Raw genomic sequence first — 16,156 nt, forward strand, 5'->3', positions numbered from 1 at the left:
GGACGGACAAGCGGGGGTTTGTGACCGCGCCGTAGCCGTGCTATTGACCCAGCCATGCTTCATATCAACGACCTTACCTTCCGCTACGGTGGCCGCGTCCTGTTCGATCAGGCCTCCGTCCACATCGCCGCCGGCCAGCGGGTCGGCCTGGTCGGGCGCAACGGCACCGGCAAGACCACCTTGTTCAAGCTGATCCTGGGCGAGGCGCATCCCGACGGCGGCGAGATCAGCCTGCGCCCCCGCGCCCGCCTCGGCCGGCTGGCCCAGGAAGCGCCCGAGGGCAACATCAGCCTGATCGACTGCGTGCTGGCCGCCGATACCGAGCGCACCGCCCTGTTCGAGGAGGCAGAGGACTGCGACGACGGCCACCGCATCGCCGAGATTCACGAACGCCTGCTGGCCATCGACGCCCATACCGCCCCGTCCCGGGCCGCCGCCATCCTGTCCGGCCTCGGCTTCGACGCCGAGGCGCAGGCCCGCGCCGTCTCGGACTTCTCCGGCGGCTGGCGCATGCGCGTCGCCCTGGCGGCGGCATTGTTCGCCAGTCCGGACCTGCTGCTGCTGGACGAGCCCACCAACCACCTGGACCTGGAGGCCACCTTGTGGCTTCAGGCCCATCTCGCCGCCTATCCCGGCACCCTGGTGGTGATCAGCCACGACCGCGAATTGCTGAACGAGGTCGCCGACCGCATCGTCCATCTGGAGGGCGGCAAGCTCAACGCCTATGGCGGCAATTATGACCGCTTCGAGGCGACCCGGCGCGCCCGCATGGAATTGCAGTCCAAGGCCTTCGTCAAGCAGCAGGAACAGCGCAAGAAGATCCAGTCCTTCATCGACCGTTTCAAGGCCAAGGCCACCAAGGCCGCCCAGGCGCAAAGCCGGGTCAAGATGCTGGAACGCATGGAGATGGTGGTGCCGGTGGTCGAGGACCGCGCCATGTCGTTCGACTTTCCCGACCCCGAACCGCTGAGCCCGCCCATCATCGCCATCGATCACGGGGTGGCCGGGTACGGCGACAAGGTGGTGCTGAGGGGGCTCGACATCCGCATCGACATGGATGCCCGCATCGCCCTGCTGGGGGCCAACGGTAATGGCAAGTCGACCCTGGCCAAGGTGCTGGCAGACCGGCTGGACCTGATCGGCGGCCAGATGCGCAAGCCGTCCAAGCTGAAGATCGGCTATTTCGCCCAGCACCAGACCGAGGAACTGCGCCTGGACGAAACCCCGTTCGAACACATGGCGCACCTGATGAAGAACCAGCCCGAGGCGAGGGTCAGGGCGCAGTTGGGCCGCTTCGGGTTCGAGCAGGAGCGCGCCAACGTCAAGGTGTCCTCGCTGTCGGGCGGCGAGAAGTCGCGGCTGCTGTTCGCCCTGATGAGCCGCGAGGTGCCCCATCTGATGATCCTGGACGAACCCACCAACCATCTGGACATCGACGCCCGCGAGGCGCTGGTGTCGGCGCTGAACGCCTATGACGGGGCCGTCATCCTGATCAGCCACGATCCCCACCTGATCGAACTGACCGTCGACAATCTGTGGCTGGTGGGCGATGGCGGCGTCCGGCCGTTCGAGGGCGACCTGGCCGCCTATCGCAAGCTGCTGCTGGACAAGGCCCGCGAGGACCGGCGCGGCGGCAAGGCGGAAAAGTCGGGCGACGCCGGATTGCGCAAGGCCGACCGCAAGGCCGCCGCCGAGGCCCGCGCCCAATTGGCGCCGCTGCGCAAGGCGGCCCAGGCGGCGGAGAAGGCGCTGGCCGACCTGCACCGGCGGCAGGCCGCCATCGCCCAGGACCTCGCCGATCCCTCGCTCTATCAGGGTTCCCCGGCCCGGCTGACCGAGCTGCGCCGCCAGGAGGCCGAGATCGCCCGCAAGGTCGAGACGGCCGAGTTGGACTGGCTGGCGGCGGAAGAGGCGCTGGAGGCGGCGAAGGGGTAGCGGGCGTCGCCCGCGTCTCCTCACACGCTGAAATACTTGGCCTGGGGGTGCACGGTGACGATGGCCGAGGTCGATTGCTCGGGCTCCAGCTGGAACTCCTCCGACAGGGTGACGCCGATGCGCTCGGCTCCCAGCAGGGACAGCAGGGCGGTCTGATCCTCGACGCGCGGGCAGGCGGGATAGCCGAACGAGAAGCGCGAGCCCCGGTAATTCTGCTTCAGCAGTTTGTCCATGTCGGCGGCATCCTCGGCGGCGAAGCCCAGTTCCGAACGGATGCGCTTGTGGACGTATTCGGCCATGGCCTCGGCCATCTCCACCGACAGGCCGTGCAGGTAGAGGTAATCCTGGTACCTGTCGGCCTTGAACCAGTCCTGGGCCACCTCGGTGGCGCGCTTGCCCATGGTCACCACCTGCAATCCGATGACGTCGCGCTGGCTGTCGGACACCGGGCGGAAGAAATCGGCGATGCACAGGCCGCCTTCCTTGGCTTGGCGCGGGAACGGGAAGCGGGCGGCCTCGGTCTTGCCGTCTTCGTGGAACAGCACCACCGAATCGCCGTCACTGGCTGCCTTCCAATAACCATAGGCCGCCTGCGGCCGCAGGATCTCTTCCCGGGCCGCACGCTTCAGCATCTCCAGCGCGATGGGCTTCAGCTCCTTGTGAGCCCAGTCCTTGAACTCCGCCAGCGAGCGGCCCTGCTTCCGGTAGCCCCAGTGGAACTGGTAGAGCATGGTCTCGTTGAGGAACGGAATCAGGTTCTGGAGCGGCGCCGCCTCGATCAGGCGGGCGCCCCAGAACGGCGGCACCGGCACCGGCGCGTCCCGGTGCAGTTCGGCGCGGCGCAGGTTGATCTCGTCCCAGTCCACCGGGCGGGTCGCGGGCTGGGCCGCCTCGCCCAGGGTCCGTGACGGCGAGCCGGGACGGTGGGGGGCGGCGGCGCGGGCCTGGATATGATCGTCGAAGCCGCTCTCCGCCACCTTGGCCATGAGGTCGAGACCGTCGAAGGCATCCCTGGCATAGGCCACCCGGCCCGAGCCGTAGGCGGCGCGGCAATCCTCCTCGACATACTTGCGGGTGAGCGCGGCGCCGCCCAGCAGCACCGGGACGTCGAGACCGGCCTTGGTCATCTCCTCCAGGTTCTCGCGCATGATGACGGTGGACTTGACCAGCAGGCCCGACATGCCGACCGCGTCGGCCTTGTGTTCCCTGGCCGCCTTGATGATCTCGGCGATGGGCTGCTTGATGCCGATATTGACCACCTTGTAGCCGTTGTTGGTCAGGATGATGTCCACCAGATTCTTGCCGATGTCGTGGACGTCGCCCTTCACCGTGGCCATCACGATGGTGGCCTTCTGCCCTCCCTCGGCCTTTTCCATATGGGGTTCCAGCCACGAGACGGCGGCCTTCATGGTCTCGGCCGATTGCAGCACGAAGGGCAGCTGCATCTTGCCCGAGCCGAACAGCTCGCCCACCACCTTCATGCCGTCCAGCAGAAGCTGATTGATGATGTCCAGCGGCTTCCAGCCCCCGGCCATGGCCTCGGCCAGATCATCCTCCAGCCCGGTGCGGTCGCCGTCGACGATGCGGGCCTTCAGGCGGTCCTCGGCCTTGGCCGGGCGCTCCTTCTTGACCTCCGAGACCTTGCGGTCGCCGAACAGGGCGATGTAGCGGGCCAGCGCCTCGGGCGAGCGGTCCAGGATCAGGTCCTCGGCCGCCGCCACTTCCTCGGCCGGCAGGGTGTGCAGCGGCACGATCTTGCTGACGTGGACGATGGCCCCGGTCATGCCGCGCTTGATGGCCAGATCGATGAACACCGAGTTCAGCACCTGGCGCGCCGCCGGCTTCAGCCCGAACGACACGTTGGACAGGCCCAGCACGATGCCGCATTCCGGCATGTCGCGAGCGATGGCCTCGATGGCGTCCAGGGTCTCGATGGCAAGGCGACGGTCATCGACGTTGCCGGTGCAGATAGTGAAGGTCAGCGGGTCGAACAACAGGTCCGAGGCCGCCAGGCCGTGGGTGTTGACCGCGAAATCATAGAGGCGCCGCGCGATGCGCAGCTTGGATTCGGCATCCTTGGCCATGCCGGCCTCGTCGATGGTCAGCGCCACCACCGACGCCCCGAACTTCCGCGCCAGTTTCAGCCGGTCGGCGGCGTCACCCTCGCCGTTCTCGAAATTGATGGAATTGAGGATGGCCTTGCCGCCATAGAGCTTGAGGCCCGCCTCCAGCACCGGCAATTCGGTGGAATCGATCACCAGCGGCGCGGTGACCGACCCGCGCAGGCGCGACACCACCTCGGTCATGTCGCGGACCTCGTCGCGACCGACGAAGGCGGTGCAGACGTCCAGGGTGTGGCTGCCCTCACGCACCTGCTCGCGGGCAATGGCGGTGATGCCGTCCCAGTCCTCGGCGTCCTGGAGGTCGCGGAACTTCTTCGAGCCGTTGGCGTTGCAGCGCTCGCCGATGGCGAGGAAGGCGTTCTCCTGCCTCAGCGGAACCTGGGAATACAGCGAGGCCACCGCCGGCATCCAATGGACGATCCGCTTGACCGGGCCGGGACGATAGCCGTTGCCGATGCGCTTCAGCATCGCGTCGGTCGCCTTGATGTGGGGCGGCGTGGTGCCGCAGCAGCCGCCGATCAGATTGGCGCCGGCCGTCACGAAGCGCTCGTGCCACACCGCCAGTTCGTCGGGCAGCAGCGGATAGCGGGTCTGGCCGTCCACCAGCTCGGGCAGGCCGGCATTGGGCTGGATGGAGACGAAGCCGTCCCAGTTGTCGACCAGCCACTTGAAGTGCTCGCCCATCTCCTGCGGGCCGGCGGCGCAGTTCATCCCCATCAGCGGCACGCCCAGCGAACGGACCACCGTGGCGGCGGCGGCGATGTCGGCGCCCACCAGCAGGGTTCCGGTGGTCTCCACCGTCACCTGGACGAAGATGGGAACATCGGTTCCGGCCCTGGCGTTGGCGATCTTGCAGCCGTTGACGGCGGCCTTGATCTGGAGCGGGTCCTGGCAGGTCTCCACCAGGAAGGCCGAGACACCGCCGGCGATCTGGCCCTCGGCCTGGATGACATAGGCGGCCTCCAGCTCGTCATAGCCGATATGGCCGAGCGAGGGCAGCTTGGTGCCCGGCCCGATGGCGCCCAGCACGAAGCGGGCGCGGCCGTCGCCCTTGAAACGCTCGGCGGCCTCATGGGCCAGTTCGATGGCGCGCTTGTTGAGGTCGAAGGCCTGATCGGCGATGCCGAATTCGGCCAGCGTGATGGGCGATCCGCCGAAGGTGTCTGCCTCGACCATGTCGGCGCCAGCCTCGAAATAGCGCTCGTGAATGCCGCGAATCACGTCGGGGCGCGACTTCACCAGGATCTCGGTGCAGTTCTCCAGCCCCAGGAAATCCTTGTCCACCGACAGGTTCATGGCCTGGACCAGGGCGCCGGTGCCACCGTCGCACAGAAGAACCCGCTGGGAGAGATGGTCGAGAATATTGGTCATGATTCGCTTTCCGTTTTGGCGTCTCTTCCCCCTCGCCCTTCGAGACGCCGCTATCGCGGCTCCTCAGGACGAGGCCACAATGAAAACCTCATCCCGAGGAGGCCCGGGGGCCGCCTCGAAGGACGAGACCGCGGTTCACCCTCTCGGCCGCACTCCCAGGATGTGGGAGATGGCATAGGCGAGGTCGGCACGGTTCAGGGTGTAGAAGTGGAACTGCTCCACCCCTTCCGCCGCCAGGATGCGGCATTGCTCGGCGGCGACGGTGGCGGCCACCAGCCGGCGGGTCTCGGGGTCGTCGTCGAGCCCTTCGAACAGCCGCGCCATCCAGGCGGGCACGCTGGCGCCGCAGGCGGCCGAGAACTTCTGGACCTGGGCGAAGTTGGTCACCGGCAGGATGCCGGGCACCACCGGAACCGAGATGCCGGCCCGGGCCGCACGTTCCTGGAAGTCGAGGAACACCGCCGGCTCGAAGAAATACTGGCTGACGGCGCGGCTGGCGCCGGCGTCGACCTTACGCTTCAGGTTGTCGAGGTCGAACCCGGCCGAGGGCGCGTCCGGGTGCTTTTCCGGATAGGCGGCCACCGACACCTCGAAATCGGCGATGCGCTTCAGCCCCTTCACCAGATCGACGGCATAGGCGTAGCCCTGGGGATGGGCGGCGTAGGGTTGGCCGTCGGGCATGTCGCCCCTGAGCGCCACGATATGGCGGATGCCCTCGTCCCAATAGCGGCGGGCGATGTCGTCGACCTCGCCCCGCGAATGGCCGACGCAGGTGAGATGCGCCGCCGGCTTCAGGCTGGTCTCGCGGGCGATGCGCACGACGGTGTCGTGGGTGCGTTCCCGCGTGGTTCCGCCGGCGCCGTAGGTCACCGAGACGAAGCGGGGCGACAGCGGCTCCAGCCGCTTGACGCAGTCCCACAGGGCTTCCTGCATCTTGTCGGTCTTGGGGGGAAAGAACTCGAACGAAACGCTGACCGGATTGTTCGACGCGGCGGCGATGGGCAGTTCGGTCACGCTAATGCTCCTTGAACAGGCTTTTCGGCGATCCAGATCATGACGGTCAGCGGCTTGCCCGGCAGGCTGACGGCGGGACGAGACGTCAGGCCCACCGTCTTGAACCAGCCCTCGACCTCGGCATTCTCGAAGCCGAGGCGGCGGTGGGCATGCTGGTCGCGCAGGATTTCCAGATCGTGGGGGGCGAAATCGATGACGGCCAGCCGGCCGCCCGGTTCCAGCACGCGGGCGGCCTCGGCCACCACGGCGGCGGGGTCGGCGGCATAGTGCAGTACCTGATGGATGGTCACCGCATCGGCGGTGGCGGCCGGCAGCGGCAATTGGGTGATGTCGCCCTGGCGCACCATGCAATTGCCGAGGCCGGCGCGTTCCAGATTGGCGCGGGCGACGCTCAGCATCTCGCGCGACAGGTCGATGCCGGTGGCGCGCTCCACCCGGGGGCCAAGAACTTCCAGCACCCGGCCGGTGCCGGTGCCCATGTCCACCAGATCGCGGACGGAACGGCCGGCGAAGATGCCCAGCAGGGCCTTTTCCACCTCGGCGTCGTCCACATGCAGCGAACGGATTTCATCCCAGCGCGACGCATTGGCGCTGAAATAGCTTTGCGCCCTCTCGGCCCGGCTGCCGCGAATGGCGGTCAGGCGCTGCTGATCCAGCGCCAGCACCGGATCGGCGGCGGGCAGCAGGTCAAGCAGATGACGGGCCAGGGTGGCGCCGTTTCCCTTGGCGGCGAGGCGGTAGAACACCCAGGCGCCCTCGGGGAAGCGGTCCAGCAGGCCGGCCTCGCACATCAGCTTCAGATGGCGCGACACGCGGGGCTGGCTCTGGCCCAGGATCTGGGTCAGTTCGGTGACGGTCAGCTCACCCTGGGACAGCAGATGCAGCAGCCGCAGCCTGGTCGGCTCGGCGGCGGCCCGCAATCCCGTCAGCACCCCCTCCACGGCATCCTCCTCGCTCACTTCGAAAAACATATAAACATATCTTTATACGGATATGAAGTGATGATTTTGCCGTTGGAGCGAACGCCCCCCCACGAGCGCCCCCACGAAACGATACGGCCGCCCCGTGAAGGGCGGCCGCCGGTTCGTCACTTGGTGCCTGAAAGCCGGAAGATTACTTCTTCGCGGCCTTGGAGAACACGTCGCGGGCTTCGTCCAGGCTCTGGGTGAAGCGCTTGTTCAGCAGGTCGAAGGCCTCGGTATTGGCCTTGGCGACCATCTCGGCCAGCTCGCGGGCATTGCCCAGGGCGCGCTCGAAGGCGTCCTTGGCGAATTCGGCCTGCTTGGCGGCCATGTCCTGGGGGGTGCCGGGCTCGGCGAAATTCTTGGAAACGGTGGCGACTTCGTCCATGGCCTGGCGCAGGATCTCGACCTGACGCTTCACCACGTTCTGAAGGCCCTCGAAGGCCAGCTTGTTGGCCTGGGTCAGCGCCTCGATATTCTTGCGCTGGCTGGCAACGATGGTCTCGACGTCCACGCCGGGGACCTTGAAATCACCGAGATACTTGCTGACGTCAAAATCGAAAAACTGCTCTGTCTGCTTGGCGGCCATGGTAGGAGTCTCCACCCAGGATCATGTTGCGGTGCAGCAGACACTATCTCGCAGGTGCAAAAGAGTCAACAGGACTCGCATCGGTATCGCCGATCACGTTCATGAGAAAACATCATGATGCCAGTTCCTTGCCCCGACGGGTGGCGGCCGCCACCGCCTCGGCCATCAGATCTGGAACGCCTCCAGGTTGAGCCATCAGCACCGCCAGGGCGGCGGCGGTGGTCCCGCCGGGGCTGGTGACGTTCTTGCGCAACTGCTCGGCGCTGTCCTCGGCCTGACGCAACAATTCGCCGGCCCCGGCCACGGTGGCCCGTGCCAGCCGGACCGCCAGATCGGGCGGCAGCCCCTGGCGAATGCCGGCCTCGGCCAGGGTCTCGGCCAGCAGGAAGACATAGGCCGGGCCGGACCCGGAAACCGCGGTGACCGCGTCCATCAGCGCTTCGTCCTCGGTCCAGCCGACCTCGCCCACCGCTTCCAGCAGCGACTGGCAGAGATCGCGCCCCCGGGCGTCGGTTCCGGGGCCGGCGCAGCAGACGGTGATGCCGCGCCTGACCGCCGCCGGAGTATTGGGCATGGCCCGCACGATGGCCTTGTCGTCGCCCAGATGGGCGCGGAAGAAGGCGATGGGCTTGCCGGCGGCGATGGACAGGAACACCGCCCCAGCGAAGCGGGCGTAGGGCGGCAACGCCTCGGCCATCACCTGGGGCTTGACCGCCAGGACCACCACGTCGGGCTCGAAGCCCTGGGGAATGTCGGCGGCGGTGGCGACCACGCTTACCGGCAGGGCCGGGCGGGCCGGCTCGACCACCACCACGTCGGCTGCGGCAAGGCCGCGATCCAGCCAGCCGGCCAGCATGGCCGATCCCATCTTGCCGCAGCCGACCAGCAGAACCTTGGTCATGATCGAATATCCCGATTCGGTTCGACGCCATGCGGGCCGGAAGCCCGCGCTCCCGAGCACGGCCGTCCCGGCCGCAAGCCTCAAGCCTCGCCGGCGGTTTCCAGCAGCGAGGCGGCAACCGCCTCGGCGGCGGTCTTGCCGCCCCAGATGACGAACTGGAAAGCGGGGTAGAACCGCTCGCACTCGGCGACCGCCAGATCCACCAGATCCTCCACCTGTTCCGGCGACAGGCCGGCGCCGCCGCGCAGCAAGGTGGTGTGGCGGAACATGGGGACGCCCTCGTCCTCCCACAGGCCGAAATAGCCGAGCCAAAGCTTTTCGTTGATCATGGCCAGCAATTCGCAGATGGCACCGCGCTTGGCCGCCGGCACCTTCATGTCGAAGGCGCAGGTGAAGTGCATGGCCCCCATGTCCTCGCGCCAGGCGAAATAAAGCGAGTAATTGCACCACTGGCCGGGAGCCTCGGCGGCGAGTTCCTCCTCGCTGCGACGGTCGAAAGCCCAGTCATTGGCGGAGACGAACTGCTCGACCAGATCCACGGGATTGACCAGAGCCTCTTCGCTCTGGTAAGCGGCGGTCAACGACATGCCTGCGCCCTCCTTGGCATGGGTACCGTCGGAAGACGGATCGGAATCAAAATTTAGTGTCCGATCCGCAATGGACAACACAAGCCGTAGCCTAACCACACCACCAGGATGGGCGCAAGAATTTCCTTGGGAAATACTTGCCGATTCTTGTGGATAAACGGGAATCAGCCGGCCGGCCTGGGCTTGGGCGCGGCCTTGGCCCGGGGCTTGGGCGCCGCCTTGGGCTTCGGCGCGGCGGCCAGGGCGGCAAGCTGCCCCTCCAGCGCCTTGACCCTGGCCTCCAGATCCTCCTGTTCCGAACGGGCCTTGGCCGCCATGGCGCGCACAGCCTCGAACTCCTCGCGCGGGACGAGGTCCAGGCCCGCGACGAGCCGCTCCATCTGCTGGCGCACCATGGCCTCCATCTCGGCGCGCAGGCCGGACAGGGCGCCCATGGCGCCGCTGGCGACCCGGGCGAGATCATCGAAGAAGGGATTCTGGTTCTGCATGGCAACCTCTCGGAGTGGAACCCGTCCATTATGGGGAGAAGACGGGGACAGCGCTACTCCTTGTCGCTGACCCCCGCCTCGGCGAAGGTGGCCATGCCGGCATGGCAGGCCACGGCGGCCTTGAGAACGCCCACCGCCACCGCCGCGCCCGACCCCTCGCCCAGCCGCATGCCCAGATCGAGCAGCGGCGCCTTGCCCAGCCGTTCCAGCAGGCGACGATGGCCCGGCTCCACCGAGACGTGGCCGACCATGCAGTGGTCGAGGGAGTCGGGGCGCTCGGCCGCCAGGGCCGCCACCGCCGCCGTGACCACATAGCCGTCCAGCAGCACCGGCACCCGCTTCAGCCTGGCCGCCACCACCGCGCCGGCCATGGCGACCAGTTCGCGCCCGCCCAGGCGGCGCAGGATATCCAGCGGCGGATGGCCGCGGTGCAGCGCCACGCCGGCCGCCACCACCTCGATCTTGCGGGCGAGGGCGCCGCCGTCGACGCCGGTGCCGCGTCCGGTCCAGTCGGCGGCCTCACCGCCGAACAGGGCGTTGGACAGCGCCGCCGCCGGGGTGGTGTTGCCGATGCCCATCTCGCCGACCACCAGCACGTCGGCATCGTCGGGCACCGCGTTCATGCCGGCGGTGAAGGCGGCGGCGAAGTCGGCCTCGCTCAGCGCCGGCTCGCGGGTGAAGTCGGCGGTGGGCCGGTCGAGATCCAGGGAAATCACGTCCAGCTCGGTGCCGAAAGCCTTGCACAGCTGGTTGATGGCGGCGCCGCCGGCCTTGAAATTGCCCACCATCTGCACAGTCACCTCGGCGGGAAAGGCGGAGACGCCCAACGCCGCCACGCCGTGATTGCCGGCGAACACCCGCGCCCGCGGCCGCGCCATGGTCGGCGGGTGACGGCCCTGCCAGGACGACAGCCATGCGGAGATTTCCTCCAGCCGCCCCAGCGAACCGGCCGGCTTGGTCAGCTGCGGCTCGCGCGAAGCCCAGGATTCCAGGGCGGCGACGTCGGCGGCGGGCAGGCGGGCGAGCAGGGCGCGAACATCGGATACGCTAGAAATAGATGAATTCAAGGAAGTTCTCCCCAAGATGTTGCGGTCCGGCACTGCAAGTCCTATAAACGACCCTGATGAGCGAGTCACCTGTCATGAACGATATATCACCGCCGCCCAGGGGCTGGCTGGCCGACCTGCACCTGGCGGCGGTCTTCCTGACCCGGCTGCCGCTGCCCGATGCCGGGAAGCCGCCGCCGGGCGGGCTGGCGGCGGCCATGCGCTGTTTCCCGCTGGTCGGCCTCGGCCTCGGCCTCGCCGCCGGTCTGGCCGGAATGCTGGCGGCGACGGTCCTGCCGCCGCTGCCCTCCGCCTTGCTGGCGGTGCTGGCGCTGGTGCTGCTGACCGGCGCCCTGCACGAGGATGGCCTGGCCGATCTGGCCGACGGTCTGGGCGCGCGGGGCGGACGCGACCGCCGCCTGGAGGTGATGCGCGATTCGCGGACCGGCGCTTTCGGGGTGCTGGCGCTGCTGTTCTCGGTGGGCTTGCGTGCCACCGCCCTGGCCGCCATGCCGGGCGGCTGGGAGATGCTGACGGCGCTGGCGGCGGCGGCGGCGCTGTCGCGGGCGACGATCCCGGCGGCGATGCAGATCATGGCGCCGGCCAGGGCCGATGGACTGGGGGCGTCGGCCGGCGTGCCCGACGCCTCGGTGGCGGCCCATGCCGCCGGTCTCGGGCTGGTCGCCGCCGCCGTCTGCCTCGGCCTGGACGGGGCGCTGGCCGCCGCCTGCGGCGCCCTGCTCGGCGGTCTGGCGGTGGTGGTCCTGGCCCGGCGCGCCATCGGCGGCTATACCGGCGACGTGCTGGGGGCGGTGCAGCAGGCGGCCGAGACCGGCGTTCTGCTGGCCGTCGCGGCGGCCCTGCCGCGAGCGGCCGGATAAGGCCCGCGCCCCATTCCGGCAGGCCCGACCACCAGCCTTGCCTGATTATATCCTTGGGAGTAAACCAGTAGCGTCTACAAACGCATTCTCGGGTTCGGGGGCTTCATGGCCGTTGCTACACTTCCACCGCCGGTCGAAATCGATTCGGAAACCAAAAGAGCCGTGATCGACGGCCTCAAGAAGGTGTTGGCGGCGTTCCAGCAAGCCAAGGCGGTGGATGGGGCCATCAGCTACCAGCAGATCATCTCCGACCCCCAGACCCTGGAGGGCTTCATCCGGACCTTCCAGGCCCGGCGCGATCTGGTCGACGACATCGTCCGGGCCAGGGATGGCGGCGGACCGGTGCGCGACGATACCGTTCCGCTAGTCTGCGGCGTCAGCCTGGCGCAGATACAGCAATTGCTGGTCCGCACCTGCGCCAAGAAGATCTTCGAGGCCGACAAGCCCATGGAGACCATCACCGAGACCATCACCAAGACCAGCATGTTCGGCCTGATCAAGAAGACCGAGCAGGTCGAGCGTCTGTCGGTGGACCCGGTGGAGGAACGCAAGGTCCGCGAACTGACCCGCTACATCGCCTTCGGCTGGCAGCTGCCGCTGCTCGACGCCTACCGCTCCATGCTCAGCTATCCCCAGATCATGGAGATCGGCGAGGACATCGTCGCCCTGCAATCGATCGACAACATCGAGGCGGTGTCCCGTTTCGATCCCGGCCAGTTGAAGAAGGTCAAGGCCGCCGTCGGCGCCGATTTCGGCGCCATCCTGGCCGACCGTCCCCAGGCCATCAACGGCATCTCGGTGTGGAACCGGGACATGTACGAGTTCTACCGCAAGACCCTGGGGGACAAGTCCTGGGCCTTCTTCGCCCGCGATGCCGCGTTCTTCAACGTCTGCGCCGCCCTGGACAAATCGGTGATCAAGATTTTCGGCGACGTGCTGTGCTATATCGCCGCCGACAACCTAGCCGAGATCCAGCGCCTCAACATCGACAAGGTCGAGGTGCTGATCGCCGCGCTGAAATCCGCCTTCGGCGCCCGCCTGCCCCATATCCTTTCCGTCCCGTCCTTCGCCAAGGACATCTTGCGCAAGCAGGTCGACAGCCTGCTGCACATGAACCAGGAAAAGGACAAGCTGATGACCTCGTTCGCCCTGACCTGCAAGGCGATGACGCCGCAGGTCGACGAGTGGCTTGCGACCGTCAAGCGATAGGGAACCTCCCGGCGTGACCGCGCGCCTGCCCCGGCTGGTGGCCTGGATCGCCCTGGCCGCCGGCCTCGCCATCCTGGTGACCGGGCTGCTGCCGGCCGGCGAAAGCCGGGCCCTGGCCCTGGCGGTGGCCGCCATCGGCCTGTGGGCCACCGGCGTCATCCCGGAACCCATCACCGCAATCTTCTTCTTCACCCTGGCCATGCTGCTGAAGGCGGCGCCGGCCCAGGTGGTATTCGGCGGCTTCGAATCGGCGGCGCTGTGGCTGATCTTCGGCGGCCTGATCATGGGGGTGGCGGTCAAGTCGACCGGCCTGGGCGAGCGCATCGCCACCCGCCTGGGCCGCGCCTTCGGCACATCCTATTGGGGCGTCATCACCGGAGTCACCCTGGTGGGGGTCGCCATGGGGTTCCTGATGCCGTCCTCCATGGGACGCGCCATCTTGTTGATGCCCATCGCGCTCAGCCTCGCCGCCCGCTACGGCTTCAAGCCCGGCGGCAACGGCCATCTGGGGGTGGTCCTGGCCGCCGCCTTCGGCTGCCACGTCCCCACCTTCTCGGTGCTGCCGGCCAACGTTCCGAATCTGGTGATGGTGGGAGCCGCCGAGACCCTGTGGGGCTATGCCCCCAGCTATGGCGAATACCTGCTGCTGCACTTTCCGGTGCTGGGACTGCTCAAGACCGCCATCATGATCGTGCTGATCGTGCGGCTGTGGCCCGACACCCCCAGGCCGGACGCCGAGGCCACCCGCGCTCTCGGCCCGGTCACGGCGGCCGAACGGCAATTGTCGCTGCTGCTGGCCGCCGCCCTGACACTGTGGGCCACCGATTTCTGGCATCACGTCAGCCCCGCCTGGATCAGCATGGCGGCGGCCGCCATCCTGCTGATGCCGTCCATCGGGCTGGTGAGTCGCAGGGCCTTCAACGAACAGGTCAATTTCGGCTCGATGTTCTATGTGGCCGGCATCATGGGGCTGGGGGCCGTGGTGGACAAGTCGGGCCTGGGCGGACGTCTGGCCGAGGCCGTCCTGGCGGTGCTGCCGCTGGCCCCCGACAGCCCGGCGGCCAATTTCGCCAGTCTGGCGGCGTTGTCCACCGTGACCGGCATGTTCACCACCTTGCCGGGCACGCCGGCGGTGCTGACGCCGCTGGCCGGCGAGATGGCGCGGGCGTCCGGCCTTTCCGTCGAGGCAGTGCTGATGAGCCAGGTTCTCGGCTTCTCCAACCCCATCCTTCCCTATGTGTCGCCGCCCCTGGTGGTGGCCATGCAATTGGGGGGAGAACGGCCGGGCGCGGCGCAACGCCTGTGCCTGTGGCTGGCGGGGATCACCATCCTGGTCCTGCTGCCGCTGGATTTCCTGTGGTGGCGGCTGCTGGGCTGGCTATGATGACGCCCTCGGCGGAAGGAAGGGGCGGATGGAACGGTTCATCATCGTCGTGACCGGCGGCGCGGTCCTGTGCCTGCAACTGGTGGCCTCCAGAATCATGGCTCCGTTCTTCGGAGTCAGTCTGTACATCTGGACCGGCATCCTTTCCATCACCCTGCTGTGCCTGGCGGTCGGCTATTACCTGGGCGGGCGCTATTGCCACGCGGCCCCCATTGCGGCCGTCCGCTCGGTCTTTCACCGCATCCCGGCCCTGTCGGGGCTGGCGTTGACCGTCTCGGCGATCTTGTACCCGGTCAGCCTGGGGCCGCTGGCCCGCATCGACCTGATCGCCGGCACCTTCCTGGCCTCCATCATGCTGCTGGCGGTGCCGCTGGTGGCCATGTCGGCGCTGAATCCCCTGCTGGTGGCGCTGGAGCGCGACCGCCGCCGCTCCGACGGCGACGCCGGGGCCGGCTGGGTGTTCTTCCTCAGCACCCTGGGATCGGTGGCGGGGGTCATCGTCGCCGCCTTCGCGCTGATCCCCCACCTCGCCAGCCGGCAGAGCGTCCTGCTGATCGCGGCGCTGCTGTGCCTGCTGTCGCTGGCCGGAATCGGATCGGCCCGCGACCTGCCCCGCCGGGCGCGGCTGGCGACGGCGGCGCTGGCGGTTCTGGGATTGCTGGCGGTCCTGGGGATCAAGGCCGCGAAGGACGGCCCGGCCACGGTATACGACGACGCCAACACGCCCTGGACCGTCCTGGCCAGCTATCCGTCGGCGTTCGGGGCGATGAAGGTGGTGGAGATCGGCCGCGGCGACGGCGCCGTCCGCGCCCTGATCAATGACGGGCTGTCGCAGAACGGCTTCCTGGCCGACGGCCGCCACGCCTTCGTCTTCACCCATTTCCTGGAGACCGTCGCCCTCAACCTGGTTCCCCGGCCGCGCCGGGTGCTCGGCCTGGGACTGGGCGCCGGCGCCCTGGCCGAGGCCTTCGCCGCCAAGGGCGCCCGAGTGGACATGGTCGAGATCAACGCCCGGGCCCGCTTCGTCGCCGAAAAGCATTTCGGCTACCGCCCGGGGCCGGAAACCACCATCCACATCGCCGACGCCCGCACCTTCGTTCACGCCTGCCAGCCGGCCTACGACGTGGTCTTCGTCGACCTGTTCGTCGGCGACGGCCTGCCCGAACACCTGTCCACCCGGGAATTCTTCGACGACCTGCGCCGCTGTCTCGCCCCCGGCGGCGTTCTGGCCATGAACAGCTTCCTCGATACCGCCGACATGTCCTATTACCGGTCGCTGCTGGCCACCCTGGCGGCGTCGTTCGGAACCGTCGCCTTCGTCGAGCAGGACAGGCCGGGGTCGCGCGCCCTGACCAACGGCTTCCTGTTCGCCGCCACCGATCCGTCGGTGCTGCCGGCCATCCGTTCGCTGGCGGTGGACCGGAATCGGGTGCCGCCGTCCATCGTCGCCAGGATGGCCGCGTCGCTGCAATCGCTGCAACTGATCACGGCGGCGTCGCCGCTGGTGGCCGGCATCCCCATCCTGACCGATGAAACCAACCGCGCCCTGGCGCTCGCCTCGTCCAGCCAGTTGAACTTCAGGTCTACCCTGGTCTGGACCATACCCGATTCCATCCTGGTGGATTAGCAAGCCGCCGTCACCCCGGACGGAACTGGCACGCCCCAT

At 68.1% G+C, this 16,156-nt stretch carries 13 protein-coding genes; 5 read left to right on the forward strand and 8 right to left on the reverse strand.

Translation table 11 applies throughout. The features are described 5' to 3' along the window. The first annotated feature begins 54 nt into the window (after positions 1-54). Complete coding sequence (locus MTBSS4_RS05135) at positions 55-1,935, forward strand: ABC-F family ATP-binding cassette domain-containing protein (protein WP_173982324.1); 1,881 nt, start codon at positions 55-57, stop codon at positions 1,933-1,935. A gap of 20 nt (positions 1,936-1,955) precedes the next feature. Here the strand turns inward: MTBSS4_RS05135 and metH are convergent, their stop codons facing one another. The 8 genes from metH to cobT all read right to left on the reverse strand — a co-directional run bounded on the left by metH (position 1,956) and on the right by cobT (position 11,037). Further along, positions 1,956-5,429 carry a methionine synthase gene (gene metH / locus MTBSS4_RS05140; RefSeq protein ID WP_173982325.1) on the reverse strand — a complete coding sequence of 1,158 codons (3,474 nt, stop codon included), beginning with the start codon at positions 5,427-5,429 and terminating at the stop codon, positions 1,956-1,958. Between the two features lie 135 nt (positions 5,430-5,564). After that, positions 5,565-6,443 (reverse strand): methylenetetrahydrofolate reductase [NAD(P)H], encoded by an 879-nt coding sequence (gene metF, locus MTBSS4_RS05145; RefSeq protein ID WP_254432385.1) that lies wholly within the window; start codon positions 6,441-6,443, stop codon positions 5,565-5,567. Beyond that, positions 6,440-7,414: a metalloregulator ArsR/SmtB family transcription factor gene (locus MTBSS4_RS05150; RefSeq protein WP_254432386.1), complete on the reverse strand. Its 975-nt coding sequence runs from the start codon at positions 7,412-7,414 to the stop codon at positions 6,440-6,442. Before MTBSS4_RS05150 ends, metF begins: the two co-directional genes overlap by 4 nt. 142 nt (positions 7,415-7,556) lie before the next feature. Further along, entirely contained in the window at positions 7,557-7,994 is a 438-nt protein-coding gene (locus MTBSS4_RS05155) for a phasin family protein (RefSeq protein WP_173982326.1), read from the reverse strand. A 112-nt stretch (positions 7,995-8,106) separates the two neighbouring features. Beyond that, complete coding sequence (gene proC, locus MTBSS4_RS05160) at positions 8,107-8,895, reverse strand: pyrroline-5-carboxylate reductase (protein WP_173982327.1); 789 nt, start codon at positions 8,893-8,895, stop codon at positions 8,107-8,109. Between the two features lie 80 nt (positions 8,896-8,975). Then, on the reverse strand, positions 8,976-9,482 hold the full coding sequence (locus tag MTBSS4_RS05165; protein WP_173982328.1) for a YbjN domain-containing protein: 507 nt from the start codon (positions 9,480-9,482) through the stop codon (positions 8,976-8,978). 164 nt (positions 9,483-9,646) lie between these two features. Then, on the reverse strand, positions 9,647-9,970 hold the full coding sequence (locus MTBSS4_RS05170) for an accessory factor UbiK family protein (protein WP_173982329.1): 324 nt from the start codon (positions 9,968-9,970) through the stop codon (positions 9,647-9,649). Positions 9,971-10,023: 53 nt separating this feature from the next. After that, positions 10,024-11,037 (reverse strand): nicotinate-nucleotide--dimethylbenzimidazole phosphoribosyltransferase, encoded by a 1,014-nt coding sequence (gene cobT / locus MTBSS4_RS05175; RefSeq protein ID WP_173982330.1) that lies wholly within the window; start codon positions 11,035-11,037, stop codon positions 10,024-10,026. A 74-nt stretch (positions 11,038-11,111) separates the two neighbouring features. Here cobT and cobS point away from each other — a divergent pair, with 74 nt between their 5' ends. The 4 genes from cobS (at position 11,112) to MTBSS4_RS05195 (ending at position 16,117) form a co-directional block, all read left to right on the forward strand. Next, the gene (gene cobS, locus MTBSS4_RS05180) at positions 11,112-11,897 is read left to right on the forward strand and encodes an adenosylcobinamide-GDP ribazoletransferase (protein ID WP_254432387.1); all 786 of its coding nucleotides are present in this window, start codon (positions 11,112-11,114) and stop codon (positions 11,895-11,897) included. Positions 11,898-12,059: 162 nt separating this feature from the next. Beyond that, entirely contained in the window at positions 12,060-13,106 is a 1,047-nt protein-coding gene (locus MTBSS4_RS05185; protein WP_254432388.1) for a hypothetical protein, read from the forward strand. Positions 13,107-13,119: 13 nt separating this feature from the next. Further along, positions 13,120-14,490 carry an SLC13 family permease gene (locus MTBSS4_RS05190; RefSeq protein WP_173982333.1) on the forward strand — a complete coding sequence of 457 codons (1,371 nt, stop codon included), beginning with the start codon at positions 13,120-13,122 and terminating at the stop codon, positions 14,488-14,490. A gap of 28 nt (positions 14,491-14,518) precedes the next feature. Continuing rightward, the gene (locus tag MTBSS4_RS05195) at positions 14,519-16,117 is read left to right on the forward strand and encodes a fused MFS/spermidine synthase (RefSeq protein ID WP_173982334.1); all 1,599 of its coding nucleotides are present in this window, start codon (positions 14,519-14,521) and stop codon (positions 16,115-16,117) included. The last annotated feature ends 39 nt before the right edge of the window (positions 16,118-16,156 follow it).

Origin of the sequence: Magnetospirillum sp. SS-4 (assembly GCF_902729425.1) — a bacterium.
Taxonomy (GTDB): Bacteria; Pseudomonadota; Alphaproteobacteria; order Rhodospirillales; family Magnetospirillaceae; genus Phaeospirillum.

Excerpts from the sequence above, each read along its gene's own strand:
- MTBSS4_RS05170 (WP_173982329.1), bottom strand. The coding sequence starts at position 9,970 with ATGCAGAACCAGAATCCCTTCTTCGATGATCTCGCCCGGGTCGCCAGC.
- MTBSS4_RS05135 (WP_173982324.1), top strand. The coding sequence starts at position 55 with ATGCTTCATATCAACGACCTTACCTTCCGCTACGGTGGCCGCGTCCTG.
- MTBSS4_RS05165 (WP_173982328.1), bottom strand. The coding sequence starts at position 9,482 with ATGTCGTTGACCGCCGCTTACCAGAGCGAAGAGGCTCTGGTCAATCCC.
- proC (WP_173982327.1), bottom strand. The coding sequence starts at position 8,895 with ATGACCAAGGTTCTGCTGGTCGGCTGCGGCAAGATGGGATCGGCCATG.
- metH (WP_173982325.1), bottom strand. The coding sequence starts at position 5,429 with ATGACCAATATTCTCGACCATCTCTCCCAGCGGGTTCTTCTGTGCGAC.
- MTBSS4_RS05150 (WP_254432386.1), bottom strand. The coding sequence starts at position 7,414 with ATGTTTTTCGAAGTGAGCGAGGAGGATGCCGTGGAGGGGGTGCTGACG.
- MTBSS4_RS05195 (WP_173982334.1), top strand. The coding sequence starts at position 14,519 with ATGGAACGGTTCATCATCGTCGTGACCGGCGGCGCGGTCCTGTGCCTG.
- cobS (WP_254432387.1), top strand. The coding sequence starts at position 11,112 with ATGAACGATATATCACCGCCGCCCAGGGGCTGGCTGGCCGACCTGCAC.
- MTBSS4_RS05155 (WP_173982326.1), bottom strand. The coding sequence starts at position 7,994 with ATGGCCGCCAAGCAGACAGAGCAGTTTTTCGATTTTGACGTCAGCAAG.